This is a genomic window from Rhodococcus sp. P4_B6, assembly GCF_056402215.1.
In genome coordinates this window covers 22,731-37,144 of the sequence record NZ_JBFUHV010000045.1, presented here as the reverse complement: position 1 = coordinate 37,144, position 14,414 = coordinate 22,731, and the positions used below count along the sequence as shown (strand labels likewise).

11 protein-coding genes are annotated in these 14,414 nt (G+C 71.0%); 9 read left to right on the top strand and 2 right to left on the bottom strand.

Features of this window, described 5'->3' with window-relative positions; translation table 11 throughout:
* Window positions 1-2 precede the first annotated feature (2 nt).
* From AC1DWT_RS21885 to AC1DWT_RS21850, 8 genes are all read left to right on the top strand, one after another.
* A complete protein-coding gene (locus AC1DWT_RS21885; protein WP_477922182.1) occupies window positions 3-914 on the top strand; it encodes a LysR substrate-binding domain-containing protein in 912 nt (303 codons plus the stop codon).
* Between the two features lie 134 nt (window positions 915-1,048).
* The gene (locus AC1DWT_RS21880) at window positions 1,049-2,362 is read left to right on the top strand and encodes an MFS transporter (protein ID WP_095862621.1); all 1,314 of its coding nucleotides are present in this window, start codon (window positions 1,049-1,051) and stop codon (window positions 2,360-2,362) included.
* Between the two features lies 1 nt (window position 2,363).
* On the top strand, window positions 2,364-4,310 hold the full coding sequence (locus AC1DWT_RS21875) for an FAD-dependent monooxygenase (RefSeq protein ID WP_477922179.1): 1,947 nt from the start codon (window positions 2,364-2,366) through the stop codon (window positions 4,308-4,310).
* A 9-nt stretch (window positions 4,311-4,319) separates the two neighbouring features.
* Window positions 4,320-6,053 carry a dihydroxyacetone kinase subunit DhaL gene (gene dhaL, locus AC1DWT_RS21870; protein ID WP_477922177.1) on the top strand — a complete coding sequence of 578 codons (1,734 nt, stop codon included), beginning with the start codon at window positions 4,320-4,322 and terminating at the stop codon, window positions 6,051-6,053.
* Window positions 6,054-6,178: 125 nt separating this feature from the next.
* Window positions 6,179-6,976, top strand: coding sequence for a hypothetical protein (locus tag AC1DWT_RS21865; RefSeq protein ID WP_072940327.1), 798 nt, complete (start codon window positions 6,179-6,181; stop codon window positions 6,974-6,976).
* Between the two features lie 121 nt (window positions 6,977-7,097).
* On the top strand, window positions 7,098-7,421 hold the full coding sequence (locus AC1DWT_RS21860; RefSeq protein WP_477922175.1) for a hypothetical protein: 324 nt from the start codon (window positions 7,098-7,100) through the stop codon (window positions 7,419-7,421).
* A 5-nt stretch (window positions 7,422-7,426) separates the two neighbouring features.
* Window positions 7,427-11,938 (top strand): cation-translocating P-type ATPase, encoded by a 4,512-nt coding sequence (locus AC1DWT_RS21855; RefSeq protein ID WP_477922173.1) that lies wholly within the window; start codon window positions 7,427-7,429, stop codon window positions 11,936-11,938.
* 32 nt (window positions 11,939-11,970) lie between these two features.
* Window positions 11,971-12,243 carry a hypothetical protein gene (locus AC1DWT_RS21850; protein ID WP_072940334.1) on the top strand — a complete coding sequence of 91 codons (273 nt, stop codon included), beginning with the start codon at window positions 11,971-11,973 and terminating at the stop codon, window positions 12,241-12,243.
* A 13-nt stretch (window positions 12,244-12,256) separates the two neighbouring features.
* Here AC1DWT_RS21850 and AC1DWT_RS21845 read toward each other — a convergent pair whose 3' ends face one another.
* Window positions 12,257-12,763 carry a WKL family lipoprotein gene (locus AC1DWT_RS21845; RefSeq protein ID WP_072940337.1) on the bottom strand — a complete coding sequence of 169 codons (507 nt, stop codon included), beginning with the start codon at window positions 12,761-12,763 and terminating at the stop codon, window positions 12,257-12,259.
* Between the two features lie 113 nt (window positions 12,764-12,876).
* On the bottom strand, window positions 12,877-13,146 hold the full coding sequence (locus AC1DWT_RS21840) for an ANTAR domain-containing protein (RefSeq protein ID WP_072940340.1): 270 nt from the start codon (window positions 13,144-13,146) through the stop codon (window positions 12,877-12,879).
* Between the two features lie 135 nt (window positions 13,147-13,281).
* Here AC1DWT_RS21840 and AC1DWT_RS21835 point away from each other — a divergent pair, with 135 nt between their 5' ends.
* The gene (locus AC1DWT_RS21835; protein WP_477922170.1) at window positions 13,282-14,379 is read left to right on the top strand and encodes a GIY-YIG nuclease family protein; all 1,098 of its coding nucleotides are present in this window, start codon (window positions 13,282-13,284) and stop codon (window positions 14,377-14,379) included.
* The last annotated feature ends 35 nt before the right edge of the window (window positions 14,380-14,414 follow it).

The following is a 14,414-nucleotide window of genomic DNA, read 5'->3' as shown; positions in this document are numbered from 1 at the left end:
GCATGCCGCGCCCCGACAACGTCCCCGTGTACACGATGCGCCAGCTGGCGGCGTTCGTCGCGGTAGCGGAGACCGGGACGATCAGTGGTGCGGCCGAGCGGATGCACCTGTCGCAGTCGGCGTTGTCCGCTGCGGTGACGGATCTGGAGAAGGCACTGAAGGCGCAGTTGTGCGTCCGCCGGCGGGCCCGCGGTGTGCAGCTGACCCCGACGGGGGAGGCGGTGCTGTCGCGGGCGCGCGCCCTGTTGCAGCAGGCGGGGGAATTACAGGCCGACGCGTCCGGTGCGGGCGGGGTCGTCGCCGGGCCGATCGCCGTCGGTTGCTACCCGGCGCTCGGCCCGACGATCCTGCCGTCGATGCTGTACGCGTTCACCACCGAGTACCCGCGCGCGTCGGTGGAGTTCCGCGAAGACACCCAGAACCGGTTGCGGACGCAGCTCGAGGGCGGCGAACTCGACGTCGCCATCGTCTACGACCTCGACCTGCCCCCGGACTGGCAGACCGTGCCGCTGATGACCCGCGAGCCGATGGTGGTGCTCGGGGCGGAACATCCGCTGGCGGGCGTCGACGGGCCGGTACGCCTCGCGGATCTCGCGGAGCACCCGATGGTGCTCCTCGACGCGCCGCCGAGCACCAACCATGCGATGGACGTCTGCCGGCAGGCCGGGTTCGCGCCCCGGGTGGCGTACCGCACCGCGAACTTCGAGACGGCGCGGGCATTCGTCGGGCGCGGCCTGGGGTGGACGCTGCTGCTGCAACGGCCCCGGGTGGACGTCACGTACGAAGGCCTGCCCGTCGTCGTGAAACCGATCGCCGAACCGAAACCGGCGTCGGTGACCGTCGTCGTCGCGTGGCATCAGGAAACGACGCTGAGCCGGGTCGCGCGGGCGTTCATCCGGTTCGTCACGGCCTGAACTGCGCCTTCGTGTCTTCCACGGATTTTCTGCAATTCATGTGGGGATAGTCCCGCTTTTCAGACGTATGTGAGTGGGGTCATTGTTTTCCGTAGCGCGATGAGTGTGGCGCAGCAGAACCGGGAAGGCAGACGATGACGGCAATCACCGAGGCGACACCGCCGGTGTCTCACAAGGAAGCACGCAGGGCAGTCCTGTCGAGCTTCGTCGGTACCGCGATCGAGTGGTACGACTTCTTCATCTACGGCACCGCCGCAGCCCTGGTGATCGGACCGCAGTTCTTCCCCGGCGCGTCGACGTTCGCCGGAACCCTGGCCGCCTTCGCCACCTTCGCGGTCGGCTTCGTCGCCCGCCCCATCGGCGGCGTCGTCATGGGTCACTTCGGTGACCGCATCGGACGCAAGTCGATGCTGGTGCTGTCGCTGACGATGATGGGCGCCGCGACCGTCGGCATCGGACTGCTCCCGAACTTCGAGGCCATCGGGGTGGCCGCACCCATCCTGCTGGTGGCGTTGCGGTTCGTGCAGGGCATCGGCGTCGGCGGCGAATGGGGCGGCGCGGTGCTCATGGCCACCGAACACGCCCCGGAAGGCAAGCGCGGACTGTACGGCGCCGCGCCGCAGATGGGCGTTCCGGCCGGAGTGATCATGGCGAACGTCGTGTTCCTCGCCGTCACCCAGTTGCTGTCCGACGACGCGTTCCAGACGTGGGGCTGGCGGGTGCCGTTCCTGATGAGCGCCGTGCTCGTCGGCGTCGCGATGTGGATCCGCCTCGGCGTCTTCGAGTCCCCGGCGTTCGCGGAGGCCAAGGAGAGCGACACGATCGTGAAGATGCCGATCGTCGAGGTGCTGACGAAGAACTGGCGGACGGTGCTGCTCGCGGCGGGCACGTTCATCGCGACCAACGGCATCGCCTACGTGTTCATGGTGTACGTCCTGACGTACGGCACCACGGAACTCGGCTACAGCCGCGCCACGATGCTCACCCTGCTGATCGTCGCGTGCCCGGTCTGGATGGCGGGCATGGCGGTGTCGGCCTGGAAGTCCGACGTCCTCGGCCGGCGCCGCGTGTACACGTGGAGTTCGATCGCGCTGGTGATCGTCGCGGCGGTGTTCTTCCCGCTGATCGACACGGCGTCGATTCCCGTCATGCTGCTCGCGATGATCGTGATGGCGGCGGTGCTCGGCACCACCGCGGGGCCGCAGTCGGCACTGTTCGCGGAACTCTTCCCCGCCCACATCCGTTACAGCGGTGCGTCGCTCGGCTACCAGATCGGCGCCATCCTCGGCGGCGGGCTCGCACCGTTCCTGGCTACGTGGCTGTTCGGGGCTTTCGGGACCTCCGTCGCGATCAGCGCGTACTTCGTGGTGATCGCGGTCGTCAGCCTGGGCTCGATCCTGATGCTGCCGGAAACGAACAAGATCGCACGAAATGCGGAGGCAGCCTGACATGTCCACCTACTTCCAACCCCGGAAATACGCGGCGACGGACTTCGCGTCGACCACCGCAACCGACGAGGCCCTGCCCGTCGTCGTCGTGGGCGCCGGCCCGGTCGGCATGGGTGTCGCGCTCGGCCTCGCGCAGCGCGGCATCCCCGTCACCGTGCTCGAAGCCGCCGACCAGGTGTCGTTCGGCAGCCGCGCCATCTGTATCTCCCGGCACAGCCTCGAGGTCGCGGCCCGGCTCGGGTTCGGACCCGAACTCGAGAAGATCGTGCTCCCGTGGGTGGGAGGGCGCAGCTTCTACCGCGACGAGCAGGTGCTGCACTTCGAGATGGCGCACGGCGAGCATGACGTCCGCGGGCCCATGGTCAACGTGTCGCAGTCCGAGATCGAGCAGATCATGACCGACACCCTGCTCGCGCACCCGCTGATCACGTTCCACTGGTCGTCGAGTGTCGCCGGGGTCCTGCGGTCGGACGAGGACGTGACCCTCGACGTCGACACCGCGTTCGGTGTGCGCCGGCTCCGCGCACGATGGGTCGTCGCCGCCGACGGCGGTCGCAGCCGGATGCGCGAACTGGCGGGAATCCGGTTGCAGGGAAACAGTTATGAGGGCAGTTACGTCATCGCCGACATCCACTGGGAATCGGCGCTGCCCGCCGAGCGGATGGTGTGGTTCGACCCGCCGAGCAACCCCGGCTCGACGATCATCATGCATCGGCAGCCCCGCGACATCTGGCGCATCGACTACCAACTGGACAGTTCCGACGACGCCGAACTCGAGACGCAGGAAGACCGCATCCGCGACCGGATCACCCGGCACCTCGACTGGCTCGAGAACGACGTGCCGTGGACCCTCGAATGGCACGGCTTCTACCGCGCGCATGCGCTCGCACTGGACGACTTCACCCATGGTCGGATCCTGTTCGCCGGCGACGCCGCCCACCTGGTTCCGATCTTCGGCGTCCGCGGGCTGAACTCCGGGATGGAGGACGCCGAGACCCTCGCCTGGACCCTGGCTGCCGTCGTCAACGGGACGGCGGACCACGCACTGCTGCAGGCATATTCGGCCGAGCGGCGCGGCGCCTGGCAGCAGAACGTCGACAACGCGGGCAAGTCGACGCTCATCATGTCGCCCGGCAGCCACGGCTACCGCACCACCCGTGACGCCGTCCTGGCGCTGGCCACGACCCGCCCGGAGTTCGGTCACCTCATCAACCCGCGGCAGTCGAGTGCCACGCACGCGCACCTGTCGCCGCTCACCTGGCCGGTGGCCGAGGGGACGACCGGTGTGCTGCCCGGGGATCCGATGGAGGACCGCCGCGTTCGGGTCGTCACCGCCGGGGGATCGGTGGAGTCTTCGCTGAACCGCGTCCGCGGAACGGGTTTCGCGGTGCTGGGCATCGGGGTCGACGCCGCCGGTGCCGACGTCGTCGCCGCCCACGCCGCTGCGATGTCGATGGCGCTGGCGCCCGAGTCGGTGCGCGCGGTCCTCGTCCCGGCGCCGGATGTGGCGGTGGACGCGGCGGACGACCTGACGGTCCTCGACGACCCCGACGGCACGCTGGCGACGGCCCTCGGCGCGTCCGCGGGGGAATGCTTCGTGATCCGTCCGGACGGGCTCGTCCTGTGCCGGGTCCGGGACCTGTCGATGCTCGGCGACGTGCCCGCGCACCTGCGGGTGGCGACCGCCCCCGCGCACGGTGTCGTCCCCGCGCACACGGAGACGACTGCGACGCCGGACGAACTGCTGCGCGAGAACGTGTGGACGGGACTGTCGGAGGCGATGGACCAGGCGGAGGAGTCGGACCGTGAGGGATTCCTGACCCGGCTCGCGCTGCTGCTCGGATCGCAGTCGGGCAGGCGGGAGTTCGAGGAAGCGCTCGCCGCCGCCACCCACGTGAGCGGCAAAGTGTGCTCCGGCACGCCACGGCACTCACATGTGGGCGCTTAGCCTGGGGGCATGGCGCACGCACAGTTCCTGAACTCACCCAAGACCTTCGTCGTCGACGCACTCCGCGGGGCCGTCGCCACCACCGACGACCTCGAATGGCATCCGGAACCGGGCTATCTCACCCGCCGGGAACCGTTGCCGTCCGGGCAGGTCGCGTTGCTGTCGGGCGGTGGGTCCGGGCACGAACCGCTGCACGCCGGGTTCGTCGGCCGGGGCATGCTCACCGGAGCCTGCCCCGGCCTGATCTTCAGCTCGCCCAACGCGCTGCAGGTGCGGGCCGCCACCCGGGCCGTCGACGCCGGCGGCGGAGTCGTGCACATCGTGAAGAACTACACCGGCGACGTCCTCAACTTCCGCATCGCCGGTGACCTGGCGGCAGAGGACGGCATCACGGTCGAGCACGTGCTCGTCGACGACGACGTCGCATCCGAACGGGACGACGGACCCGGACGTCGGGGCACCGCGGCCACGATCGCGGTCGAGAAGATCTGCGGCGCTTCGGCCGAACGCGGAGACGACCTCGCCGCCGTCGCGGAGTTCGGGCGACGCACGGCCCGGAATTCGCGCAGCATGGCGGTGGCACTGCGAGCGTGCACCGTGCCGGGGTCGGACTCGCCGTCGTTCGACCTGCCGGAGGGGCAGATCGAACTCGGGATCGGCATCCACGGCGAACGCGGAACCGAACGGGTCGACGCACTGCCCGCCGCCGAACTGGTCCGCCGGCTCACCGACCCCGTGCYCGACTCGCTCGGCGTGCAGCGGGGCGAGTCGGTGATCGCGATCGTCAACGGCCTCGGCGCGGCCCATCCGCTGGAGTTGCAACTGCTGTTCGGTGAACTCGCCGACCATCTCGCGGAGCGGGGCGTGGCGATCCGGCGGTCGCTGGTCGGCAGTTTCGTCACCGCCCTCGACATGGACGGCGCGTCCGTCACGCTGGTGCGCTGCGACGACGAACTCCTCGACCTGTGGGACGCACCGACCGCCGCACCGGGATGGCCGAACGCCCCGGCCGGTGAATTCCGCGGCATCGCAGACCGATCCGCGGTGCAGTTTCGGTCGGATGTCGCCTCCCGTGAGGACGAACCGGAGGTGTCCGGCACCGCCGACACGTTGGGCCGGGCGGCGGTGGGGGCGTGGTTCGGCGCGTTCGTGGAGAAGGTGCTCGCCGAGGAGCCGAACCTCACCGACCTCGACCGCCGCGCCGGCGACGGGGACTTCGGCACCAACATGGTGGCCGCACTCGACCACGTCGACGTCGCCGGGATCCGCGACCGGTACTCCCCGGCGACGGTGTTCGAGTCGCTGTCCGACGCCTATCTCGGTCACGCGGGCGGCACGTCGGGCGCGCTGTTCGGGGTCTGGTTCCGGCAGTTCTACCGGGCGGCCGTCGACGCACCGCAGGGTCTGGACACGAAAGCGATCGCCGCCGCGGCACGGGCGGGCCTCGACACGATTCAGGAACTCGGCGGGGCGCAACCCGGTGACAAGACGATGATCGACGCCGTCGACCCCGCCGTCACCGCCCTCGAGTCGGCCGTCGAGCAGGGCAAGAATCCGGCCGACGCCCTGGCCGAGGCCGCGGACGCCGCCGGCCACGGCGCCGAGGCGACCGCAGGCATCACCGCGCGACGCGGCCGGGCCAGCTACATCGGCGAGGCGGCGCGAGGCGTCGTGGACCCCGGCGCCCTCGTGCTGTCGTGGTTCTTCGCCGAGGGCGCGCAAGCGGCCCGCAGCGCCGGGTAGTCACCGCGCACCGGGCACGGCACGTAGGGTGAGGAGGAGAACGCCGAGTCGTGCTGCGCAATCCCGTCGCCACACCTCTCCCGACCTGCGTACGGGACGCAGAATCACGGACGGACAAGTAGACAGTGGAAGACACCGCCAGCCGGGGAATCCAGGCCTTCATCGCCGATGTCGTGGAGCGGGGTGGCAAAGCGGTCCGGCTCACCCACTCGCGGCGCAACCCCGTCCAGGTGTGGGGCGACGACGGCACGAGTTGCATCGTGCGGGTGCGTTCCAAACTCAGCGGCGACTGGCAGGCCCGCAAACAGGACGAGTCGCTCGACGACGACGACACCGGATCGCAATTCTGGGTGTTCGTGGATCTCGCGAGTTCCCCGGAGGAGTTCTTCGTCGTGCCCTCGTCCGAGGTCGCCGACGACATCCGCGCCGAGGTGGACCTGTGGATGATGGACACCCCGGGGCGCACGCGGACCGGGCATCACGCGATTCCGCTGAGCCGGGTCGCGCACGGCCGCGGGCGCTGGGACCTGCTCGGGCTCGCCGGTGAGAAGGACCCCAGCCGCTACAGCGACGCGCAGCGCGCCACCACGGCGGCCACGTTGCGTGCCGACGCCGCCGCCCGCGCCTCCGCCAGGAAGAAGCCGGCCAAGGCGACCGCAGCCTTGGAGGAACTGGTCGATGCCCGGCTCGAGGTGGTCGCCGACTTCGAGGGATATCGGTTGGTCGGACGGTTCGATTCCGGCACCGGGACGTTGGAGATCACCCGCGGTCCGATGCAGGGCCGCCGGTTCCCCGACCCCACGACCGCGGCGACCGCCGTTGCCAGTCACATCAGCGGCGACGTCGAGACCCGCGACGGGTGGGAATTCTGGCGCACCGAACAGGGTGAACGAATTCCTCTGGAGCAGAACGTTATTCGGTAATATCTGAGAGTTCCCTGAAATCTGTTCCGGTGCGCGGCGGTTGAGAATACCCTGAGGTGGGTATCGCAGACATGATCCGCCGTGCCCCGGCGGGAGTGGCCACGGCCGATGGGAGCTCATCATGCGAATCGTCGACGGCGCAGTGAACGCCGTGACAGGTGCTGCGAACGCGACGACGAGTGCGGTCGGCGCGGTCGGAGGAGCGGCACTCGGCGGTGTGGTCGGCGGAGTCCGCGGGGCGGCGAGCGGGGTCCGGGCCGGCATGGAGAGCGGAAGTCATTCCACACCGGCCGCAGCGCTGACCCTGGCCGCCGTCGGCGCCGCGGGACTGGTCGAGTGGCCGGTGCTGGTCACCGCGGGCGGGGCGGCGCTCGTGCTGCGACAGTTCGGCGCGGGGTCCCGGACCTCACGCGACACCGAAGCCCCGACGTCGGCCGCACAGTAGCTGCCGTGGGACTCGGTCGATACGTCTCCGCTGCCGCGTCCCTGCCGGTGCGCTGCGCCGGAATCGGACTCGGGGTGGCGTCCTACGGCGGCGCCGTCGCCGCCGATCTGGTGGCCACCACCGCGCGGACCGCGACTCAAATCACCACCGAGGTGCTGGGCGGAACCCCGGCCCGTCGCACGAGTTCCGGACACGGCCGTGCCTGGATCGAGATCCGCGGACTCGACGGACCGCGCGGCGCCGACGTGGCGGCGGCCGTTCTCGGCGCGGTCCGCGCGACCGCCGGTGTGGACGGAGCCGAACTCAACTGCGCGCTGTCCCGCCTGGTGGTGACGGTCGGCGACCACGGACCGTCGGTCGCCGTGCTGTGCCAGGTAGTCACGCGCGCGGAGGACGCCGCCCGCCCCCTCGCTCGCGGCGGCGTCCGGGACCGGCCCAGGGAACTGCCCGGCGACGACGTCGCACTCGCCGAACGGGCTCTCGCGCTGGCCGCCGCGACGACGGGCCTGGTCGCAGCGGTCGGTGTCCGGCTGCTTCCGATGCCCAGCCTGCCGGCGGCGGTGCCCGCCGCCGCGGTCACGTTCGTCAACTATCAGCCGCGACTGCGCGGCATGGTCGAGAACCGGCTCGGGCCGGACGCCGCCGAACTGCTGCTCGCCACCGCTCAGGCCGTCGGCGACGTGCTGCGGCGCGCGCCGGCGTCTCTCGCCGTCGACGTGGCGTTGCGGTCGGCGATCACGGCGGAGGCGTGGTGCGGCCGGCGGGTGTGGCACCGCCGCGAACCCGAACTGGCCCGGGACCCCGCGGATGACTCGGCCAGCCGCCCCCGCGTGCGCGGCACGTCCGGACCGGTGGAGCGGGACGTCGACCGGGCGGCGATCGCGCAGTTCGCAGGGGCGACGGCGGTGGGGGTCGCGACCCGCAGTGTCGCGGGCGCCGCGGACGCGGCCCTGGTCGCCGCGCCGAAGGCGGCCCGCACCGCACGGGAGACCTTCGCCGCGACGCTCGGGTGCGGACTCGCCGACCGGCACTCCGTGCTGGTGCTGCGACCCGCCGCGCTGCGCCGCCTGGACCGGGTCGACGCGGTGGTCGTGGACCCGTCGGTGCTGCACACGGCGGAACTGCGGGTGAGCGGACTCCGTGCCGTTCGGGACGCCGACCGGACGCGGGTGTGGGAGTCCGCGAGGTCCGCCGTCGAGGCCGGCGCGCTCGGGGTGGGCTGGCACGCGCTCTCCGACCTGCCGGGCGATGTCGCCTCGGCCGCCGTGGACGAGGATTCCGCCGTCCTCGTGACGCCCGCCCACCACGCGAACGCGGCGGCCGTGCTCGCGCAGGCCCGCACGTCGGGCGCCCAGGTGATGTCGGTGAACGTGGACGGACTCGGCGGACTCCGCTCGGCTTTCGACGACCTGCTCCCGTCGAGCGGATCGCCGGATGCGGACCTCCGTGACGCCGTCGCGCAGTTGCAGGCGAACGGCGCGACGGTCGCGGTGGTGGCCGGCCACGCGCCGCACGCCCTGTCGGCGGCCGACGTCGGCATCGGTGTTCTCGCCGGCGGCGCCCCGCCGCCGTGGTGTGCGGACCTGCTGGTCGACGACCTCGCCGGGGTGTGGCGGGTGCTGCGGTCCCTGCCCGACGCCCGGACGGCGAGCCGGCGCGGCGTCGAGATCGCCACGGCGGCGTCGATGCTCGGTGCGCTCGTGATGCTGCCGGGAGTGCGCGGCCGCGGACCCGGGCCCGTCACGGTCGGTGCGGCGGCAGGATTGTGGACGGGACATTCTCTCGCGCGCAGTGTGCTGCGGGCCGAAATTCCCCCGGCCGCCCCGGTTCACGCCTGGCACGAGATGCCGGCGACGGAGGTGCGCCGGCTACTGCCCGTGCAAAACGACGTGGACGCCGCGACGTCCCGCCGCCGCTCGGTGCGTCTGGTGCTGACCCCGGTGGAGGCGATCGGGCGGCTCACCGCGTGGCCGGTCGGCCTGGCCTGGGACTTCGGGCGGGCGATGCGCACGGAGCTGTCGGATCCGCTGACCCCCGTCCTCGCCACCGGATCGGCGGCGAGCGCGCTACTGGGTTCGCCGATCGACGCGGTGCTCGTGGGATCGGTGCTCGCGGGGAACGCCGCGCTGTCGGCCGTGCAACGCCTGCACGCGGAACGACTGCTGAACAGGTTGCTGGCGGCGGGGGATCCGCCCGCCCACCGCGTCGCCGGATCCCCGAACAGTTGGGTGACGGAGCGGGTGGAGGCGTCGCGGTTGCGGCCGGGCGACGTGGTCGAGATCTGCCCCGGCGAGGTGGTGCCCGCCGACGGCAGGCTCGTCGAGGCTTCGGGGGTCGAGGTCGACGAATCCTCGCTCACCGGGGAATCGCTGCCGGTGAGCAAGCAGACGTCGCCGACCCCGGGCGCACCGATCGGCGAACGTGCCTGCATGGTGTTCGCGGGCACCACGATCCTCACCGGCACGGCGACGGCGATCGTCACCGCCGTCGGCGACGCCACGGAAGCGGGACGTGCCGGTGCGATCACCCCGGCGAGTGCGGCGCATGTCGGTCTGCAGGCGCAGCTCAGAAGCCTCACCGACCGGGTGCTGCCCGTCAGCGTCGGGGGCGGGGCGCTGGTGACCGCCGTCGGATTCCTGCGCGGCACCGGACTGCGGCAGGCCGTCACCAGTGGTGTCGCGGTCGCGGTGGCCGCGGTTCCGGAGGGGCTGCCGCTCGTCGCGACCCTGGCACAGCAGGCCGCGGCACGCAGACTGACGAGATCGGGCGCGCTGGTGCGGGCGCCGCGGTCCGTGGAGGCGCTCGGCCGCGTCGACGTGGTGTGCTTCGACAAGACGGGCACCCTCAGCGAGAACCGCCTACGGGTGGTCTCCGCCGTTCCGCAGCCGGGTTTCGACCGCGACGACGTGCTCGCGTGCGCGGGCCGCAGCGCCGTCACCCGCGACGGCAGTCCGGCCGCGCACGCCACCGACGTCGCGATCGCCGACGCCGCAACGGACCTGCTGCCACCGGAGGGCGAGCACCGCAGCTATCTTCCGTTCCGATCCGGACGGCCCTACTCCGCCTCGCTGTCGGGGACGCACCTGTCGTTGAAGGGTGCACCGGAGGTCGTGGTCGCCGCCTGCGCCGGAATCGACGCCGACGACGTCCACGACACCGTGCTCGGCATGGCCGCCGACGGGTTGCGCGTCATCGCCGTCGCCCGCCGGACCGTCACGACATTCCAATCGCGACGCGCGGCCGACGACGCCGACGTACTCGACGAACTGTGCGGCGGCGGGCTGCAACTCGTCGGACTACTCGGGCTGGCCGACACCCCGCGCCCCGAGGCGGCCGGACTGCTTCCCGACCTCGAACGCCTCCAGGTCGGGGTCCGGCTGATCACGGGCGACCATCCCGTCACGGCCACCGCCATCACGCGAGAGCTGGGACTGCCCGTGTCGTCCGAGCAGGTGATCAGCGGCACCGAATGGGACACCCTGTCGCACCGGGGGCAGGAGAACGCCGTCGAGAAGTGCGTCGTCTTCGCCCGGATGACGCCCGAGCACAAGGTGCAGATCGTGCAGACCCTCGAACGCGTCGGTCACGTCTGCGCGATGGTCGGCGACGGTGCCAACGACGCCGCCGCGATCCGGGCCGCCAGTGTGGGGATCGGCGTCAGCTCGCGCGGTAGCGACCCCGCCCGCAGCGCCGCGGACGTGGTGCTCCTCGGCGGCCGCGTCGACGCGTTGCGCGACGCCCTCGACGAAGGCCGCCAGCTGTGGCGGCGGGTGCAGGCCGGGGTGGCGGTGCTGCTCGGCGGGAACGCCGGGGAGGTGGCGTTCGCCCTGATCGGCAGCGCGATCGCCGGACGGTCACCGCTCACCGCGCGTCAGCTTCTGCTGGTGAACGTGCTCACCGACGCCCTGCCGGCAGCCGCACTCGCGGTGAGCCCGCCCAACGAACAGACCCGGGGAGAGGGCCGCGGACCGGACAGTGCGGCGCTGTGGCGGACCGTCGCGATCCGCGGCGCCGCCACCGCGGCAGGCGCGACGACGGCGTGGGCGCTGGCGAGCGTGACCGGCAGGCAACGCCGGGCGTCGACGGTCGGGCTGGTCGCGCTGGTCGGAACGCAGCTGGGGCAGACGCTCATCGATTCGCGCAGCCCGCTCGTCGTCCTCACCGCGGGTGGGTCACTCGCCGCGCTCACCGTGATGGTCAGTACGCCCGGGGTCAGTCAGCTCCTGGGATGCACCCCGCTCGGACCGATCGGGTGGGCCCAGGCGCTGGGGTGCGCGGGTGCGGCGACCGCGGCAGCCGCGTTCGCACCGGGACTGGTGGAGAAGCTTGCGGGCGATCAGTCGACGATCTCGATCACGCCCGCCCGCAGCAGCACGGCGTACACCTCCCGGAGCGGTGGGGTGAGTACCCGGGTGACCACCCCGGTCAACGGGTCCGCGGCGCCGGAGAAAACACCGGCAGCGGTCTGGGCGACGGCACTCAGCACACCCGACACGGTTCACGGTCAAGGTGGCTGACCGGAAAACGGCACGCACAAGGGAGACGAACTATGGCCCAACGAACGTCGGAGGCGCAGTCGCACAGCGATGCCGTCCAGCGGGTGCAGGCGGCCCACAGCTTCGCCGTGCAGTTACCGATCCTCGGCAGGGTGCCGCTGCCACGTCCCGAGCAGCTGGCATTCTTCGCGGCGATCGGCCTGCTCGCCGCCGTCGAAATCATCGAATGGCCGGTTGCGCTGACCATCGCAGCAGGACACGTGCTGATCACCGATCAGCACAACCGGGCCGTCCAGGAGATCGGGGAGGCGCTGGAAGGCGTGTGACGCGGAATCCGGCTCAGGCGGGCGGGCAGGCCGGCGACGTCAACTGCGCGATCGCCACGATCGAGCAGGCCGTCGCCTTCGACAGTTTCCACGTCCCGTTCTCGCCGGGCACGAAGATGGCGGGCAGGGTGTTCTGCTGCACCTGGCCGTTGATCGTCAACTGCAGCTGCGCGCTGGCGCTGCCGTCGCCGTTGTCGATGACCGGGTCCAGCACCTGAACCTGCGCACCCGCCTGCTGAGCGGCGGCCGCGACCTGGTTGAACAGGTTCGGATCCTGCTCCGAACCCTCCACCATGGCGATCTTCTGGTCGAGCGGAGTGGCCGGGTCGAGGCCCTTCGCCAGCAGGGCGTTGAGGTCGGCGGCTGTCGGCAGAACGAGGTCGGCCGTCGTTTCGGTCGCCGACGTGGTGGTGGACGTGGTGGTCCCGCTCGAGCCGGACGACTCGTCGGAACCACAGGAGGACATCGTGAGGGCTGCGGCGATCGCTACCGCGGCAACCGTGATCTTGCGGATCGTCAACTCAGTTACCTCTTCGTATCTCGGTGCGCAGGTCGTTCGGTCTCACATCGAGTCTGAAGGTTTGCGGAGCGTCGCGCCGTCGAAGCCAGAGAATTCTCAGACTTCGCCCGAATTCATGCCGCCGTGCCGAACGCGCCGCGGTACGGCGTGGCGTGGCTCCACTGCAGGGCCGCAACGGTGACGTCGGACGCGGGAAGGTCGTCGTGATGGGTCTGGATGAACGCGATCAACGCGCGGGCGGTGCGGGCGAGGGCAACCTTGTGCTGCCGGGACGTCTCCGCGAGTTCGGTGAACGCGTCGTTCTCGGAGCAGCCGCGGAAGGCGATGAGGATGCCGACAGCGATGTCGACCGCCGTGCGGGTGGAGTAGCTGGGCGTCGTCATGAATGTTCTCCCAACCTGCGTCGGAACGGGTACCACTCCATCTTCCCGCACCGGGTACGACGTCGAAAGAGTTCGAATCGCCCGGTGTATTAGTCGTCCGAGTTCTTCACCGAGGTTTTCCCTTACGGTAGGGGCATGGCTACCGTCTGGACGATCCCGATCGACATCACTACTCGCTGGCTCGACAATGCCGAGGTCCAGACCTTCCTCGCGTCCAACGACCTGGACAACGCGTCCCCCGACCCGCGGGTGCGGTTCGCGCAGTTCGCGGACGTCACGAAGTCCCTCGAACGGCACATCGGGCACACCTTCTCCTCCGTGCAGGGCGCCGCCACCGCACTGTTCGACGGCATCGACGGCGGTACTCCCGTCGCGTTGAAACTGGCGGCGCTGCGCCTGATCCTCAAAGAGGTGTATCAGACCCGCCATGCGCCGCAGCCGTTCCCGAAGCGGGTGGGTGAGGAACTCGGCACCTACGTCTACGCGCTCCTCGACCCCCGCAACAGGTTGGTGTTCTACGTCGGCTCCGGACGGGGCACCCGGGTGTACGGCTACGTGTGGGAGGCGCTCGCGGAGAACGAGCACCGGCAGACGCTCGAGGATCCGGAGACCGACGGCGCCGAGGTGAAGGCGGCGACGATCGCCCGCATCCGGGAGATCTACGACTCCGGCCACGAGGTCGAGCACTACATCGTGGCGCATCGCGTCGCGGACACCGGTGGCGTCGCCGACGCGGTGCGGGGTGGAGTGGTGGGAGCGCTGGGGCTCGTCGAGGGCGCCGAGCTCGGCAACCTCGCCGGCGGCGCGGGCGAGCAGCGGGCCGTACCCGTCGACGACCTCGTGTTGCAGTACGCAGCAGAACCCGTGCCGAACCTGCCCACTCCGTGCGTCGTCCTCGAGGTGCCCGCCGCGTCCCGGCGCGGCGTGACGTCGGAGGAGGTGTACGAACTGTCCCGCGGTGCCTGGGCGGCGGGCGCCGCCGTCCGCAACACCGACGACATCCCCGTGATCGTGTTCGCGGACAACATCGTTCGGGCCGCGTACCGCGCCAGGTCCTGGTCGTCGGTGGCACGACCCGGCGATGCGGCGCTGTGGCGGTTCACCGGCGAATCCGACACCGAACTGGAGAGCCAGTTCGTGAACAAGCGGATCGTCCCCGCCAAGGTCGGCCTGAAGAAGTGGCCCACCCACGGCTGGGTCCCGCACCTCACCCAGGCCCGCCCCGGCCGCTGACGTGAGCGGCAAAGCGTGCCCCGGCACACTTTGCC